The 14,058-nt window shown below is 70.9% G+C and carries 15 protein-coding genes; 8 read left to right on the top strand and 7 right to left on the bottom strand.

Going from position 1 to position 14,058, the window contains the following annotated elements; translation table 11 throughout:
* Window positions 1-14 precede the first annotated feature (14 nt).
* Window positions 15-1,493: a Do family serine endopeptidase gene (locus EBL85_RS01985; RefSeq protein ID WP_123142033.1), complete on the bottom strand. Its 1,479-nt coding sequence runs from the start codon at window positions 1,491-1,493 to the stop codon at window positions 15-17.
* 326 nt (window positions 1,494-1,819) lie between these two features.
* Here EBL85_RS01985 and EBL85_RS01980 point away from each other — a divergent pair, with 326 nt between their 5' ends.
* Entirely contained in the window at window positions 1,820-2,395 is a 576-nt protein-coding gene (locus tag EBL85_RS01980; protein WP_005221183.1) for a copper-binding protein, read from the top strand.
* 33 nt (window positions 2,396-2,428) lie between these two features.
* Here the strand turns inward: EBL85_RS01980 and EBL85_RS01975 are convergent, their stop codons facing one another.
* The 6 genes from EBL85_RS01975 to EBL85_RS01950 form a co-directional block, all read right to left on the bottom strand.
* Entirely contained in the window at window positions 2,429-3,313 is an 885-nt protein-coding gene (locus EBL85_RS01975) for an NAD(P)-dependent oxidoreductase (protein ID WP_123142032.1), read from the bottom strand.
* Window positions 3,310-4,548, bottom strand: a complete 1,239-nt coding sequence (gene glcF, locus EBL85_RS01970) for a glycolate oxidase subunit GlcF (protein ID WP_123142031.1) — start codon at window positions 4,546-4,548, stop codon at window positions 3,310-3,312. Before glcF ends, EBL85_RS01975 begins: the two co-directional genes overlap by 4 nt.
* 31 nt (window positions 4,549-4,579) lie before the next feature.
* Entirely contained in the window at window positions 4,580-5,653 is a 1,074-nt protein-coding gene (gene glcE, locus EBL85_RS01965) for a glycolate oxidase subunit GlcE (protein WP_123142030.1), read from the bottom strand.
* Between the two features lie 92 nt (window positions 5,654-5,745).
* Window positions 5,746-6,348 carry a Holliday junction branch migration protein RuvA gene (gene ruvA / locus EBL85_RS01960; protein ID WP_123142029.1) on the bottom strand — a complete coding sequence of 201 codons (603 nt, stop codon included), beginning with the start codon at window positions 6,346-6,348 and terminating at the stop codon, window positions 5,746-5,748.
* Between the two features lie 4 nt (window positions 6,349-6,352).
* The gene (ruvC, locus tag EBL85_RS01955; protein WP_123139986.1) at window positions 6,353-6,904 is read right to left on the bottom strand and encodes a crossover junction endodeoxyribonuclease RuvC; all 552 of its coding nucleotides are present in this window, start codon (window positions 6,902-6,904) and stop codon (window positions 6,353-6,355) included.
* Between the two features lie 29 nt (window positions 6,905-6,933).
* Window positions 6,934-7,683, bottom strand: coding sequence for a YebC/PmpR family DNA-binding transcriptional regulator (locus tag EBL85_RS01950; protein WP_123139987.1), 750 nt, complete (start codon window positions 7,681-7,683; stop codon window positions 6,934-6,936).
* Window positions 7,684-8,277: 594 nt separating this feature from the next.
* Between EBL85_RS01950 and EBL85_RS01945 the strand changes: the two genes are divergently transcribed.
* From EBL85_RS01945 to EBL85_RS01915, 7 genes are read left to right on the top strand one after another with little or no spacing between them, the layout of a single operon-like run.
* A complete protein-coding gene (locus EBL85_RS01945) occupies window positions 8,278-9,057 on the top strand; it encodes a type II secretion system protein (protein WP_255419358.1) in 780 nt (259 codons plus the stop codon).
* Between the two features lie 32 nt (window positions 9,058-9,089).
* A complete protein-coding gene (locus EBL85_RS01940; RefSeq protein ID WP_123139989.1) occupies window positions 9,090-9,920 on the top strand; it encodes a prepilin-type N-terminal cleavage/methylation domain-containing protein in 831 nt (276 codons plus the stop codon).
* Entirely contained in the window at window positions 9,917-10,396 is a 480-nt protein-coding gene (locus EBL85_RS01935) for a hypothetical protein (RefSeq protein WP_123139990.1), read from the top strand. The genes EBL85_RS01940 and EBL85_RS01935 overlap by 4 nt, the downstream gene beginning before the upstream one ends.
* Window positions 10,302-11,786 carry a hypothetical protein gene (locus EBL85_RS01930; RefSeq protein ID WP_148040506.1) on the top strand — a complete coding sequence of 495 codons (1,485 nt, stop codon included), beginning with the start codon at window positions 10,302-10,304 and terminating at the stop codon, window positions 11,784-11,786. The genes EBL85_RS01935 and EBL85_RS01930 overlap by 95 nt, the downstream gene beginning before the upstream one ends.
* The gene (locus EBL85_RS01925; protein WP_123142026.1) at window positions 11,783-12,421 is read left to right on the top strand and encodes a hypothetical protein; all 639 of its coding nucleotides are present in this window, start codon (window positions 11,783-11,785) and stop codon (window positions 12,419-12,421) included. Before EBL85_RS01930 ends, EBL85_RS01925 begins: the two co-directional genes overlap by 4 nt.
* Before the next feature lie 37 nt (window positions 12,422-12,458).
* Window positions 12,459-13,217 (top strand): hypothetical protein, encoded by a 759-nt coding sequence (locus EBL85_RS01920; protein ID WP_123142025.1) that lies wholly within the window; start codon window positions 12,459-12,461, stop codon window positions 13,215-13,217.
* On the top strand, window positions 13,210-14,025 hold the full coding sequence (locus EBL85_RS01915) for a Tfp pilus assembly protein FimT/FimU (protein ID WP_132228610.1): 816 nt from the start codon (window positions 13,210-13,212) through the stop codon (window positions 14,023-14,025). The genes EBL85_RS01920 and EBL85_RS01915 overlap by 8 nt, the downstream gene beginning before the upstream one ends.
* Window positions 14,026-14,058: the final 33 nt, after the last annotated feature.

The raw sequence follows: 14,058 nt of genomic DNA, 5'->3' as shown, positions 1-14,058 counted from the left end.
CCCGCGCCCGCCGCTCAGTCGGCCACCGGCAGGGCGACGAACAGCGCCGCACCGTCGCGCTCGAGGCGCACCACCACCGACTTGCGTCCGGCCTCGAGCGCAGTCTCCAGGGCCGCGCGCAGCGCCGCCGGCGAGTCGACCGGCGCGTTGCCGAACATCGAGATCAAGGCCCCGGGTCGCACCCCGGCACGCGCCGCAGGTCCTCCCGGCACCACCTCGCTCACCACCACCCCGGCACGCTCGGGGCCGATGCCGAGCTCGGCGCGCAGCTCCGGGCTCAGTGCCCGGACCCGCAGCCCCAGGTGCTCGAGTTCGAGCGGCGCGCCCGGCGCGGCCGCGGCCACCTGCGGGTTCGAGGCGGGCATCCGCCCGATCTCGACATCGAGGCGCTGGCGGCGCCCCTCGCGCCACACCTCCAGTTCTAGGGTGCTGCCCGCCGGGGTCGCCGCCACCAGCCGGGGCAGGTCGCGATAGTCCGTGATCGGCGTACCGCCGGCGCTGAGGATCAGGTCGCCGGCGCGCAGCGCGCTCGCCGCCGCCGGCGTACCGTCGAGCACCTCGGCCACCAGCACGCCATCGTCCGCCGCGCGCCCGAGCGCGGCGGCCAACTCCGGGGTCACCGCCTGGATCCGCACCCCGAGCCAGCCGCGCTCGACATGACCCTTGTCACGCAGATCCTCGACCACTCGACGCACCATCTCGGCGGGGATGGCGAAGCCGATGCCGACGTTGCCCCCGGAGGGCGAGTAGATCGCGGTGTTGACCCCGATCACCCGGCCGCCGGCATCGAACAGCGGACCGCCGGAGTTGCCGCGGTTGATCGCCGCGTCGATCTGCAGATAGTCGTCATAGGGGCCGGAGTGGATATCACGCCCGCGCGCCGAGATGATCCCGGCATTGACCGAGCCGCCGAGCCCGAAGGGGTTGCCCACCGCCAGCACCCAGTCGCCGACGCGCGCCTGCGCCGAATCGCCCAGCTCGACATGGGGCAGCGGCCCGTCGGTCTCGATCTTGAGCAGCGCCAGATCGGTCTTGTCGTCGCGCCCCACCACCCGGGCCTCGTGGCTGCTGCCGTCGTTGAGCACCACGGTGACCTCGGTGGCACCGTCGATGACATGATTGTTGGTGACGATATGACCCTCGGGGTCGATCAGGAAACCCGAGCCCTGACCGCGCACCCGGCGCGGCTGGGCGAGCCCGGGGGACTCGAAGAAGCGCCGGAAGAACTCCGGCACCGGCATCTCCTCGGGCCACTGCGGCAGCCCCTGCAGCCGCGTGCCGGTTTCGGCGACCACGGTGACGTTGACCACCGCCGGGACCACCCGCTCGGCGACATCGGCAAAGCTCGGCAGGCCCTGCACGGCGGCGGGGCCGGCCAGCGCCGGCGTCACGGTGAGCGTCGTCGCACCACCACCACCGAGCAGCGCCATGCTCAAGGCCACGGCGAGCGCACCGCGTCTGATCGGGACCTGTGGATCGCTGATTGCACGCATACCTGTCGACTCCTCCTCAATACCGCTGCCGGCCCGTCCCGTAACAGGTACCGGGACCTCACCGACGAGACTGGATGGTTCGACGATGAGTATCGCCAGGGTCGCCTTGCCAGCGCCTTGCGACAAGATTAACGATCGTTAAGGAAGCAGCGCCCGGCCCCTCTTGAGACCGCCCAGGGCGTGCCCTGGCGGCAAGAGGCGGGGACCGCCCGATGCCGACCACCCTTGCGTCGACGAGGTTTCGCACCAATCCTTGCACTGCACCCGGGACATGGGGACACAGCGCCCGGATCATGCTCACCGACACCAAAGGAGATCGCTTCACGATGAAGATCAGACCCGCCAGCCTGACCCTCGCCTCGGCCATTGCACTCGCCTCCGCCGGCCTCTCTCCGGTCGCGCTGGCCGAGCTGCGCGACGTGCCGGTGACCGGCGCCGCGGTCACCACCGAGCTGACCGGCACCGTCGAGGTGGTCAATCTCGACAAGCGCATGCTCACCATCCGCACCCCCGAGGGCGAGTTCGTGGTGCTCCACGTCCCCGACGAGGTGACCCGGCTCGACGAGGTCAAGATCGGCAACACCCTCAACGTCAGCAAGACCGAGGCGGTGCTGATCGACCTGCAGAAGGGCTCGGACGCCGGCACCGTCGGCATGACCAAGGAGCGCGAGGTGGCGCGCGACCCGGGCGCCAAGCCTGCCGGCGCCATCGTCGACACCCTCACCCTCTACGGCAAGATCGAGGCGGTCGACCGCGAGGCCGCGACCGTCACCGTGCGCGGCCCCAACCGCACCCTGGTGTTCACCGTCGAGGACCAGGCGCTGCTCGATAGCGTCGCCCCGGGCGACGGGGTGGTGGCCACCTATATCACCGCCATCGACGGCTTCGTCACCTTCGAATGATCCCACAGCCGGGGCGCCGCCCCGGCCCCGAACTCAGCCAGCGCCCTGCTGCATCCGCTCCAGGGCGCTGAGGATCGCCGCCGAGTCGAGCTCACCGCCGTCGGCGGCGAGCAGCGTCTCGAGATGGGCGGCGACCTGTGCGGCCAGCGGCAGCTCGAGCCCCTGCTCGCGCGCCCCCTCCTCGACCAGACGCATGTCCTTGCGGTGCAGCCGCGCCTTGAAGCCGGGCCGGTAGTCGCCATCGAGCATGCGCTGGCCGTGCAGCTCGAGCACCCGACTGGCGGCGAAGCCGCCGAGCAGCGCCTCGCGCACCCGCGCCGCGTCCACCCCCGAGGCACGCGCCAGCAGCAGCGCCTCGGCCACCGCGGCGATGGTGCCGCCGACCACCACCTGATTGCACGCCTTGCACACCTGTCCGGCGCCATGCTCGCCGATATGGACGATGTTGGTGCCCAGCACCTCGAACAGCGGGCGCACCCGCGCGAACACCTCCGGGTCGCCGCCGACCATGATCGACAGCCGCCCCTCGCGCGCGCCGACGTCGCCCCCCGAGACCGGGGCGTCGAGCATCGCCACCCCGCGCCCGGCCAGCCGCGCGGCGATGGCGCGGGTGGCCGAGGCCGAGATGGTGCTCATGTCGACCACCACGCTCCCCGGTCGCGCCCCCTCGATCACCCCGTCGGGGCCGAGCAGTACCTGCTCGACATCCTCGGTGTCGGAGACGATGGTGAACACCACGTCGACCGCGCGCGCCAGCGCCGCCGGGCTCGCACAGACCTCGGCGCCGGCCTCGCGCAACGGCGCCAGCGCCGTCTCGCGACGCGCATACACCGCCAGCCGGTGACCGGCGCGCAACAGGTTCAGCGCCATCGGCGCACCCATCAGGCCGAGGCCGATGAATCCAATCCGCTCTGTCATCTCTCAGGGGTCTCCTCGGGGGGCGCCGGGTCGAGCAGCTCCAGCCAGTGCACCACCGCCACCGAGGCGCCGGCGGCGAGCTGGAGCTGGCAGCCGACGTTGGCGGTGGCGATGAGCGCGGGCCGGCCGCCCTCCAGGGCGCCGAGCTTGTTCTCCAGCAGGCGGCGCGAGAGCACCGGCTGGGTGATCGAATAGGTCCCGGCCGAACCGCAGCACAGGTGCGCCTCGGGCACCGCGGTGACGGTGAAGCCGAGACGCTCGAGCACGCCCTCGACCACGCCGTCGAGCCGCAGCACGTGCTGTTGGCTGCAGGGCGCGTGATAGGCCACCCGCCGCCCGGCACCGGGCCGACCCAACGCGGTCAGGTCGGCGGCGGCGAGCACCTCGGCCGGGTCGCGGGCGAGCGCGGCGACCCGCGCCGCCCGCCCGGCATAGTCCGGGTCGTCGGCCAACGCCTCACCGTACTCGCGCACCATGCTCGCACAACCGCTGGCGGTCACCAGGATCGCCTCGCAGCCGGCCTCGATCTCCGGCCACCAGGCGTCGATCGCCCGGCGCATCCGCGCCCGCCCGCCGGCCTGATCGTCGAGATGATACGCCAGCGCACCGCAACAGCCCGCCGCGGGCGCACGCACCAGCTCGATGCCGAGACGCGCGAACACCCGCGCCGCGGCGGCGTTGGTGCGCGGGGTCGCGCCCCCCTGCACGCAACCATCGAGCACCAGCATCCGCCGCCCCAGGCCGCGCGAGGCCGGCGCCGCACCCGGCGCGACCCGCGGCGGGATCCGCGCGGCCAGTCGCGCCGGCAACAACGGGCGCGCCAGCCGCCCGAGGGCGAGCAGCGCGCGCACCCGCCCCGCCCCCGAGAGACCGAGCACCAACGCCCGCCGCAGCAGACGCTGGCGCCAGGGACGGCGCACCTGGGCGGCGACCAGTCCCCGCCCGATCTCGGCCAGCCGCGCATAACGCACCCCCGAGGGACAGGTGCGCTCGCAGGCGCGACAGCCGAGACAGCGATCGAGATGGCGCTGCACCACGGCGGTGGCCGGCGCGCCCTCCATCACCCGCTTGATCTGATAGATGCGCCCGCGCGGCCCGTCGAGCTCGTCGCCGAGCAGCTGATAGGTCGGACAGGTGGCGGTACAGAAGCCGCAGTGGACGCAGGCGCGAAGGATGGCGTCGGCCTCGCGACCGGCGGCGGTGTCGAGCAGCTCGGGGAGCAGATCGGTACGCATGCGGACTCCGGGTCAAGGCGGCGGCGCCCCGCTAGAACTCGGCATGGAAGCGCCCCGGATTGAGGATGCCGTGGGGATCGAAGGCCTGCTTGAGGTTGCGATGCAGGGCGAGCAGCGGCGGCGACAACGGGGTGAAGGGGGAGCGCATCGCCTCGCCGCCGCGGAAACAGGTCGCGTGCCCGCCGAGCCGCGCGGCCTCGGCGCGCACCACCTCCGCGGGGTGGGCCGCGCGCAGCCAGCGCTGCGCCCCACCCCACTCGATCAGCTGGGGGGCGTCGAGCGCCAGCGCCGGGGCGTGCGGCGGCAGCGAGAGCCGCCACAGCGGCGCGCCCGGCGCGGTGAAGAAGGGGTGGCGCTGCTCGCGGATCAGCGTGTCCCAGAAGTCCTCGGCCCGCTCCGGCTCGACGCGCTCGCCACCGATCCCGGCGGCGGCGGGCGCGAGCGCGCGCTCGGCCCCGGAGAGTCGCAGCCACAGCCGCTCGCCGTCGTGACAGCTCGCGCTCAGCGGCAACGGCCGACGCGCCAGCGCGCGCAGCCGGGCGAGCGCCTCGTCACCGTCGCAGTCGAGCACCTGGGTGCGCACCGCCTCGGGGCGCGGCAGCACCTTGAGGCTGATGTCGAGGAGGATGCCGAGGGTGCCGAAGGCGCCGGTCATCAGCCGGGCGATGTCGTAACCGGCGACGTTCTTCATCACCGCGCCGCCGAAGCGCAGCACCTCGCCGCGCCCGGTGAGCACCCGCGCGCCGAGCACCAGATCGCGCGCCGCCCCGGCATGGGGGCGCGCCGGGCCCGAGAGGCCACAGGCGATGGTGCCGCCGAGGGTGGCGCCGGGGCCGAAGTGCGGCGGCTCGAAGGGGAAACACTGCCCGGCCTCGGCGAGCGCCGTCTCGATCTCACGCAGCGGGGTGCCGGCGCGGGCGGTGAGGGTGAGTTCGCGCGGCTGGTGGTCGAGGATGCCGCGATGCCCGGCGAGCGCGAGCGGACGGCCCGCACAGCGCCGACCGAGAAAGTCCTTGGTGCCGCCGCCACGCAGACACAGCGGCGTGGTGGCGGCGATCGCCGCAGTCACGCTGGCGCACAGCTCGGCGGTCAGGTCCTGGCTCATCCGGGGGCCTCGCGCATCCCTGGTCGTCGTCGCGACGAGCGACGATGGGATCGGGCGCGTTGACCGCACCCGATCGACGATGCCCCCTTAGATCAGGCCGGATTCACCGATCGCAATGCCAGGCGGATGATCTCCTCGGAGGTCTTGGCGCCGTCGTCGGCGGCGCGCGCCATGCGCGTCGCATCGGCCGGACGGAAGCCGAGCGCGACCAGGGCGCTGACCGCATCGGCGAGCGCCTGGTCGGTACCGGGAGCGCTCTCGCCCGCAGCCCCGGCGAGGGCCGGGGTGAGGGTCGCCTCGAGCCGATCGCGCATCTCCACCACCAGGCGCTGGGCGGTCTTCTTGCCGATCCCGGGGAGTTTGGTGAGGGCGGCGACGTCCTCGTACTCGACACACTGGGCGAAGCGCGCCGCGTCCATCCCCGAGAGGATCGCCAGCGCCATCCGCGCGCCCACCCCGGTGACCTTGAGCAGGTTGCGAAACAGTGCACGGTCCGACTCGCGGATGAAGCCGTAGAGCACCTGGGCGTCCTCGCGCACCGCCAGATGGGTGATCAGGGTGACCGTCTCGCCCACCGCCGGCAGCTCGTAGAAGGTCGACATCGGCGCCTCGAGTTCATAGCCGACGCCACCGACGTCGAGCATCAGCCGAGGCGGCTGCTTGTGGACCAGCTGTCCACGCAAACGTCCGATCATGGGTTCAGGGTCTCCAGTCGCGCCAGGAGGCGGCCATGCGCTTGCGCCCGGGGATGCCCATCGAGTGGGCGTGACAGAGCGCGATGGCGAGCGCGTCGGCCTCGTCCTCGCCGGGCGGGGTGTCCATGGTCAGCAGGATCTGCACCATGTGCTGGACCTGCGACTTCTGCGCCCCGCCGGTGCCGACCACCGCCAGCTTGACCGACTTGGGGCTGTATTCGTGCACCGACAGCTCGCCGCGCAGCGCCGCGCACAGCGCAGCACCGCGCGCCTGACCGAGCTTGAGCGCGGCGCTGGGGTCACGGGCGAAGATCAGCTGCTCGACGGCCAGCTCGTGCGGACGGTGATCGAGCACCAGCTGCTCGACCTCGTCGAAGATCAGCCGCAGCCGGTCCGGCCAGGGGGCCTTGTCGACGCGGATACAGCCACTGGCCACGCGGCGGCTGTGATGACCGTCGGTGTCGATGATGCCGTAGCCGGTGAAGCGCGAGCCCGGATCGATACCGAGGATACGGTGCGCCAGGCGTGGCGGGGCCGAGCGGGGGGCACGGGCCATCGCGTCAGCGCCCCCGGACGCGTGCCGGATCAGGCATCGAGCGCCGCCATGATCTCGTCGGCGATGTCGGCGTTGTGATAGACCTCCTGGACGTCGTCGAGGTCCTCGAGCGCGTCGATCATCTTCAACAGCTTCTCGGCGGTGTCGCGGTCGAGTTCGGCGGAGGTCGAGGCGTTGAAGGTGACCTCGGCGGCCTCGGTGTCGAAACCGGCGGCGATCAGCGCATCCTTGACCTCGGAGAAGGCCTCGGGGGTGGTGATCACGTCGAGCGAGGTGTCGTCGTTGGTGACCACGTCATCGGCGCCGGCCTCGATGGCCGCCTCCATCACCGCATCCTCGTCGCTCCCGGGCTGGAAGCTGATGATCCCCTGCTTGGTGAACAGATAGGCCACCGAGCCGTCGGTGCCGAGGTTGCCGCCGTGCTTGGTGAAGGCGTGACGGACCTCGGAGGCGGTGCGGTTGCGGTTGTCGGACATGCAGTCGACCATCACCGCCACGCCGCCCGGGCCATAGCCCTCGTAGCGGATCTCCTCGTAGTTGTCGCCCTCGGTGCCGCCGGCGCCGCGCTTGATCGCACGCTCGACGGTGTCGCGCGGCATGTTGGCGCCGAAGGCCTTGTCCATCGCCAGACGCAGCCGCGGGTTGGCCGCCGGATCACCGCCCCCCTCACGCGCCGCGACCGTGACCTCGCGGATCAGTTTGGTCCAGATCTTGCCGCGACGCTTGTCCTGCGCGGCCTTGCGATGCTTGATATTGGCCCACTTACTATGACCTGCCATCGATTGGGTTGCTCCTGAAGCTGAATACTGGGCCGATATTCTAACATTCGGCGCCGATCGGACGTTAAGCGCCCCTCTGCGAGGCCCTGTTCGAGTGCCGCACGAAGAACGGGAATCACCCCGCCACACAGGCACGAATCGTGCACGATAAAACATTTTTGACTTAGCTATACTCGGACGCGCAACCAGCTGGCCGCGGCCAGCGCGGCGGGGTCATGCGCCTCCGCTCGAGACATGGCTCACGACCTTGCGGGGTCGAGGCCCTGACCCGTTGCTTGCCGACAAAGAGAGCGAGGGCAATCAGATCCTTGCCACAGGATGACGTGATGCACGCACGCCGGAATCAGACAGACGACCCTTCGTCGTTCTCCCCTGCCGGGTCATTCCCAGCCCACGCTCCCATGCCTCATGCCCGTCTCTCGCCAGACGTGCGACTCAGCGCCAGGAAGGCCCCGCTCGTCACCGCAGCGGGTACACGTCATCTACTGCCGGACGACTGACGCACCGTCCGAAGGATGCCGGACCGGGTCTCCCCGGCCATTCCCAACAACGATAACGACAGCGAGAACGAAGATGTCGGGTTCCAGATCCTCGATGCGCGGCTTCACCCTGGTGGAGATGTCGCTGGTGCTGGTGGTGATCGGGCTGATCCTCGGCGCCGTATCCATCGGGCGCGACATGCAGCGCAGCGCCGAGTACGTGAAGATCAAGCAGAAGTTCGTCGACCAGTGGGTCTCGGCCTACAACAACCACTACTCGCGCACCGGGGTGGTGGTCGGCGACGACCAGACCGCGCCGCGCTATATGGTCAATGGCGCCAAGTACAATACCGACCCCGCCTCGGGCACCATCATTTCCGGCGAGAACATGTCCAGCGCCAGCAGCCCTGGACCGATTTGCAATGGAACCGCGCAAATCAGCGACGCCAATACGGAGACCGTCACCAGCTCGCTATTTCAAGAGATGCTGCGCCACGGCATCCAGCTCCCACCCGGTCGTGCCGAGGGCTTCGAGGATCGCTACGTCTATCTCGACACCAACGGCAACCCGCAGGAACTACGGGTGTGCTTCCAATGGAATGCGCCGGGCCAGGACGTCCCCTCCGGCAACGTCATGGTGATCTCCGGGCTGACCCCGGACCTGGCGCGTGCGCTCGATCAGATGATCGACGGCCAGGCCGATGCCTGTGAAGGCGTCTTTCGTCAAGAAGGGCTTACTGGCTGCGCCACGGATCGCACTCCGAGCAAGGAATGGCAGGGTAACAACACCTACGGCTATAGCGCCGAAGGAGCGCCCAGCGCAACCGAAGAAGGGGCACGCAAAGACGAAGACCAGATCATGACCCTGGTCGCCCACTACAAGATGAACCAGTGACGCGTCCCGGCGTACCTCGGTGGAGTAACGCAATGCAGCAGCGCACCCCCGCCGCCCGTCGCGCACAGGGCGGCTTCACCCTGGTCGAGCTGACCGTGGTGCTGGTGGTCATCGGCATGATCCTCGGCGGCATCGCCATCTCCAAGGACATCGTCCGCGAGGCCCAGTCGAAACGCATCTTCCAGTTCGTCAGCGGCTGGAAGCGCGCCTACGACATCCACTTCCAGCGCACCGGCGTGGTGGTCGGCGACAGCCAGATCGCCCCGACCTACATGGTCAGCGGCGCCGACGCCCGACTCAACAACCGCTACGGCCAGGTCGCCGGTATCCCCGCCAACTACAGCCGCACCGGCCAGCGGCTGTGTCATGGGCAGGGCTACCCGGCCAACTCGGTCGGGCTCGGCGACCCCGCCGCACTCTCCGAGCAGAACCTCCACCACCTGATGGAGCGCGCCGGCATCGCCATGCCGGCCGGACGCGCCGAGGGGCAGGAGGACCGCTATCTCTACACCGACAGCAACGGCAACCCGGTGGAGCTGCAGATCTGCTTCCAGTGGAACCCCGACACCACCGCCAGCGGCTCGGGCAACGTGATGGTGCTGCGCGGGCTCACCCCGGATCTGGCGCGCAGCCTCGACCAGATGATCGACGGCGCGCCGGACGCGCGCGAGGGCCGCTTCCGCGAGCAGACCACCCTGAGCAACCATGCCCAGACCAATGTCCGCGAGCCCGGCTACGAATGGGGCGGCAACAACACCTTCCGTCGTGACAGCGGCCTCAACGCCACCGCCGAGGACATCGGCGAGAACCGTGACGAGGATGCGGTGATGCTGCTGACCGCGCACTGGCGGATGGACCAATGATCCGCGGCTCGATCAACGGCACCACCCAGGCCGCCTTCACCCTCGGCGCGGCCCTGCTGCTGGCAGCCGGCTCCTGGTACGCGAGCGACGCCCAGCAGCGACTGCAACAGGCCAGATACGATTACCAGAGCGCAAGCCAGACACTCTCCAGCGCCGCCGGCGGACTGGCCACGCTGGAGCGCTGGACGCAGGCGGCTGCCGGCTTCGAGCGCTGGCGCCCGATGATCGAGGCGCAGTCACTGCGCCGCGCCGACTGGAGCGAGCGCCAGTTGCGGGTAGAGAGCCGGATGCTCTCACGCCAGCAGGTCGACGCCTATCTGCTGAGCACCGCGCCCGACGCCGACGGCTTCTTCATCACCGACGCGCTGAGTATCCGCGCCAATGGTGGCGAGCCGGGGCTGTTCACCCAGGATCAGGACGACGACGGCCCCCAGGCGCTGCAGTTCACCCTGCTCGGCACCTACTACTCCCGCTAACCCCGACCAGGAGTCCGCCGTCATCAACTGGACCAAGGCAATCGATCTCGGTGGCCGCGCACTGCGCATCGCCGGCGATCGGGCACAGCCACTCGACCTCGACGCCCCGCCGACCGCCCCGCTGTGGCTGCTCACCGACTACCAGGGCGCCGCCTTCGGGGTGATGCTGGTCAACAGCCGGGTCGCCGACATCGCACCGATCATCGAGAAGCGCCTGCGAGATCAAGGCGAGATCGACGCCTATTCGCGGGTGATCGTCCATCAGCGCACCCGTCTGCGCGATGCCTACCGGGTGTTCTACACCGTGGTGCCGCTCGATGTCTGGACCCGCTACCAGAAACGCGTCAAGACCAGCGACCAGCATCAGGTGCTGATCCCGCTGGGCGCGGCGATGCTCGCCTGGGCGCTGAGACGCGGGCGCGCGAGCCATCTGCTGGTGCTGCTCCAGCCCGACGACATCAGCTTCATGGTGGTGATCGACAAACAGGCGATGCTCGCCGAGCGCATGCCGGTGCTCGCCGGCTCCGACCCGACCCTGGTCGCCGAGCGGCTCTATCGCCAGCTCAACGACCAGGGCTTCGGTCGCGCCTATCCGCTGCCTCCCCACGCCACCCTGATCGGTCACGGCGAATTCACCGAGGAGACCGGGACGCGGCTGCTCGACGCGCTGCAGCGACGCTTCCCGGGGATGGACTGGGGCCGCCTGGGCGCCGCCTGCACCATCGATCACGACCCCGACTTCCAGAGCGCGCTGCCGGCGCTGCTCGAGACCAGCAGCGAGGCGATCGCCGATGCCACCCCGGCGCAGCGCGCGCAACTGTTGCTGCTGTCGCTGCTGCCGTGGATGGGGCTGAGCTTCCTGGTGCTGGCCGCGGCGCTCGCCTGGCAGGGGACGCGCTGGAGCGAACAGGCGCGGACGCTCGAGCAACGGCTCGCCGAGCAGCGCATCGCCGTCGCCGACCTCGACGAGGTCGAGGCGCGACTGCAGCGCACCCACCAGGGCTCGATCGCCACCGCCGAGCAGGCCGCCGACGTGCTCGCGCTGCTCGAGCTGCAGTCGCTGCGCGATCGCGTCCCGCCGCTGCCGCGGCTGGTCCGCGATGTCCAGCGCAGCCTCCCCGAGGGGCTGGCACTGCAGGAGCTCTCGGTGGTGGTCGAGGACGGCGTGGCGATGGTGGTGCTCACCGGAAGCAGCGCGGCCTTCTACCCGACCATGGAGAAGGAGCGTCACCTGGTCGAGGCGCTCGGCCAGCGTGGCTATCGGGTCGTCGACCAGACGATCCAGGCCGGCAACAGCGGCGAGAACACCTTCAGCCTCGCCGCGATCTGGCGCGGCGCGCGCGGAGAGGACAGCGACGACACGCCGGCGACAACGGGGGCACGACCATGAACAAGCCCACCACCCGAGTCTTCATCGGGCTGATCGGCGCCGCGCTGGTGGCGGCGATCGTGCCGCACCTCGACCACTCGCGCCAGGCGTTCATCCAGCGCGGCTCGGCGCAGCAGCTCGCGCGCATGGAGCGTGAACTCGCCGCACACCTGCGACTGCTCGAGCAACTCGAGGCGCGGCTCGCCGCAACCGGCCTGACCCCGCCCCCGGCGGCGACCACGCAAGCCCTGCTGGCGAGCCCGGGGTCGCGATCGCAGCCCCCGGCGCCACGGCTCGGCGACAGCGCCACCCTCGCCGCCGCGGGCACCAGCGAGCGCTCCAGGCTACTGACGAGCGAGACCACCGCACGCCCCGCCAGCCGCACCATGACGCCGCCACTGCCCGAGGATGTCGAGCCCTGGTGGCTGGACTACGAGGTCGGGCTGATCTACGCCGCGCGACACAACAGCCATGCACTGGTCAATGGCCGGCTGCTCGCCCCGGGCGAGGCGGTCGACGCGCGGGTGCGGCTCGTCGCCATCGAGTCGGCGGCGGTGTGGCTCGATCGCGACGGCCAGCGCCGGCGCATCGAGCTGCGCCTGGCCGAGGAGATGCTGACCCGCCCGGCGATCGCGCCGGACGCGGAGGTGCGATGATCGACCGGCCACCGCGCCGCCCGATCCGGGGGCGCGCATGAACAGTACCTATCAGTGGTCCCGACTGGCACTGGCGATCGTGCTCGGTGTGGCCACCGGCCTCGCGCTGTGGTGGATCTTCACCCCACCGCGCGACCTCGAGGCGCTCGAGGCGCTCCATCGCGCACCGCCACCGGCGATCGCGGTGGTGCCGCCGCGCGCGCCCGAGACGGTGGTGAGGCGGATCCCCGAACCACCCCCGCCGCCGCCCCTGCCCGAGGACGCGCCGCCGCAGCTCGAGGCGCTGATGGCGCGCTATCGCGCGCTCAGCGACGCCGGGCGCCAGGCACAGCAGACCCAGCAACAGGCGGCCAGTCTCGCGGCCGACCCGGCGATCGGACAGCCGAGCACGACGACGAGCACACCGCCTGCCACCGCGCGCCCCGCAACGCCGGACGATGACACCGAGACACGGGTGGCGAGGCTGCGCGACGAACTCATCGCCTACAGTCAGCGCGGACTCTCGGGCGAGCCCCCGGCGCTCGGCGAGCTCGCCGGGATGATCGAGGCGCTCGACGACGGTCTGCGCGAGCGGGGGCGCGACAGCGTGCTCGACCTCGCGGCGCTGGCCGGGATACTGCGCACCTCCGAGCGCATGGTCGAGCTCAACGGACTGATCCAACGCGAGGCGGCCCGCGGCGAGCAGGCCGACATCGCGCGGCTGCGCCAGTACACCAGCGAGCTCGAATCCCTGGCCCCACAGCTCAACCGCCCGGTGGTCGATCTCTCCTCGCTACGGAGCCGGGACCATGACTAGCCCGCACCGCAACCGCGGTCTCTCCACCCTGGAGATGGCCTTCGTGCTGGTGATCACCGGTCTGCTGGTGGCGATCAGCGTCGGGCGCGCCTCGCTGCCGAGCTATCCGCGCGACGGCAGCGACGCCCAGGCGCTCGCCGCGCTGCAGCGCGAGGTCTTCGACGCCGTGCTTGAATACGCGCGGCGCTATCACCGCCTGCCCTGCGCCGATGGCAACATCGGCGCAGGGCTCGACCCCGACGGGCGCGAGGGCGCGGGCGAGCTCGGTTGCGGCGACGTCTCCGCCAACCGGCTCGGCCATGTCCCCTTCCGCACCCTCGGGCTGGATGCCCCCAGCGCCGATGAGACCCGGCTCTACACCCGACTGCGTTACGCCGTCTATCGCAGTGGCGCGGTCGACCTGACCAGCGCCCAGCCGCCGTCGTGGCAACAGGACGCCGCCCCGCGCATGCTCCCCGGCGACGGCCCCTATGCCGGACGCGGCGCCTTCCTGCGCGCACTGCGCCTCGCCGCCGCCCAGCCGCGCGACGACACCAACCCCTACCTGACCGGTGACGACGGCCCGCTGGGCACGCTCGACTGTGTCGGCAACAAGCGGCCCAACGTCGCCTTCCTGGTGCTCAGCGCCGGGACGCGCGACGCCGACCTCGACGGTGATCTGTTCGACGGCCCGCACACCCCGCTGACCATCAACTCGCGCTGCTTCGCCGCCCCCGGCACCCCGACGACCGAACACTATGACGACACCGTGATCGCGATCGGCTTCGACCGGCTGGCCGGCGAGCTGCTGACGGTGGGGCGTCGCTGACCCGGTCCAAGAGACCCCGCAACGAATCGTTCT

The organism is Marichromatium sp. AB32 (genome assembly GCF_003718675.1).
GTDB lineage: Bacteria > Pseudomonadota > Gammaproteobacteria > Chromatiales > Chromatiaceae > Marichromatium > Marichromatium gracile.
Note: the sequence above shows the minus strand (reverse complement) of the source record. Positions and strands in the feature narration are given on the sequence as shown.

Excerpts from the sequence above, each read along its gene's own strand:
- EBL85_RS01930 (WP_148040506.1), top strand. The coding sequence starts at position 10,302 with ATGGTGGCGAGCCGGGGCTGTTCACCCAGGATCAGGACGACGACGGCC.
- EBL85_RS01915 (WP_132228610.1), top strand. The coding sequence starts at position 13,210 with ATGACTAGCCCGCACCGCAACCGCGGTCTCTCCACCCTGGAGATGGCC.
- EBL85_RS01940 (WP_123139989.1), top strand. The coding sequence starts at position 9,090 with ATGCAGCAGCGCACCCCCGCCGCCCGTCGCGCACAGGGCGGCTTCACC.
- ruvA (WP_123142029.1), bottom strand. The coding sequence starts at position 6,348 with ATGATCGGACGTTTGCGTGGACAGCTGGTCCACAAGCAGCCGCCTCGG.
- EBL85_RS01935 (WP_123139990.1), top strand. The coding sequence starts at position 9,917 with ATGATCCGCGGCTCGATCAACGGCACCACCCAGGCCGCCTTCACCCTC.
- glcE (WP_123142030.1), bottom strand. The coding sequence starts at position 5,653 with ATGAGCCAGGACCTGACCGCCGAGCTGTGCGCCAGCGTGACTGCGGCG.
- EBL85_RS01945 (WP_255419358.1), top strand. The coding sequence starts at position 8,278 with ATGCGCGGCTTCACCCTGGTGGAGATGTCGCTGGTGCTGGTGGTGATC.
- EBL85_RS01950 (WP_123139987.1), bottom strand. The coding sequence starts at position 7,683 with ATGGCAGGTCATAGTAAGTGGGCCAATATCAAGCATCGCAAGGCCGCG.
- EBL85_RS01925 (WP_123142026.1), top strand. The coding sequence starts at position 11,783 with ATGAACAAGCCCACCACCCGAGTCTTCATCGGGCTGATCGGCGCCGCG.
- ruvC (WP_123139986.1), bottom strand. The coding sequence starts at position 6,904 with ATGGCCCGTGCCCCCCGCTCGGCCCCGCCACGCCTGGCGCACCGTATC.
- EBL85_RS01985 (WP_123142033.1), bottom strand. The coding sequence starts at position 1,493 with ATGCGTGCAATCAGCGATCCACAGGTCCCGATCAGACGCGGTGCGCTC.
- EBL85_RS01920 (WP_123142025.1), top strand. The coding sequence starts at position 12,459 with ATGAACAGTACCTATCAGTGGTCCCGACTGGCACTGGCGATCGTGCTC.
- glcF (WP_123142031.1), bottom strand. The coding sequence starts at position 4,548 with ATGCGTACCGATCTGCTCCCCGAGCTGCTCGACACCGCCGCCGGTCGC.
- EBL85_RS01975 (WP_123142032.1), bottom strand. The coding sequence starts at position 3,313 with ATGACAGAGCGGATTGGATTCATCGGCCTCGGCCTGATGGGTGCGCCG.
- EBL85_RS01980 (WP_005221183.1), top strand. The coding sequence starts at position 1,820 with ATGAAGATCAGACCCGCCAGCCTGACCCTCGCCTCGGCCATTGCACTC.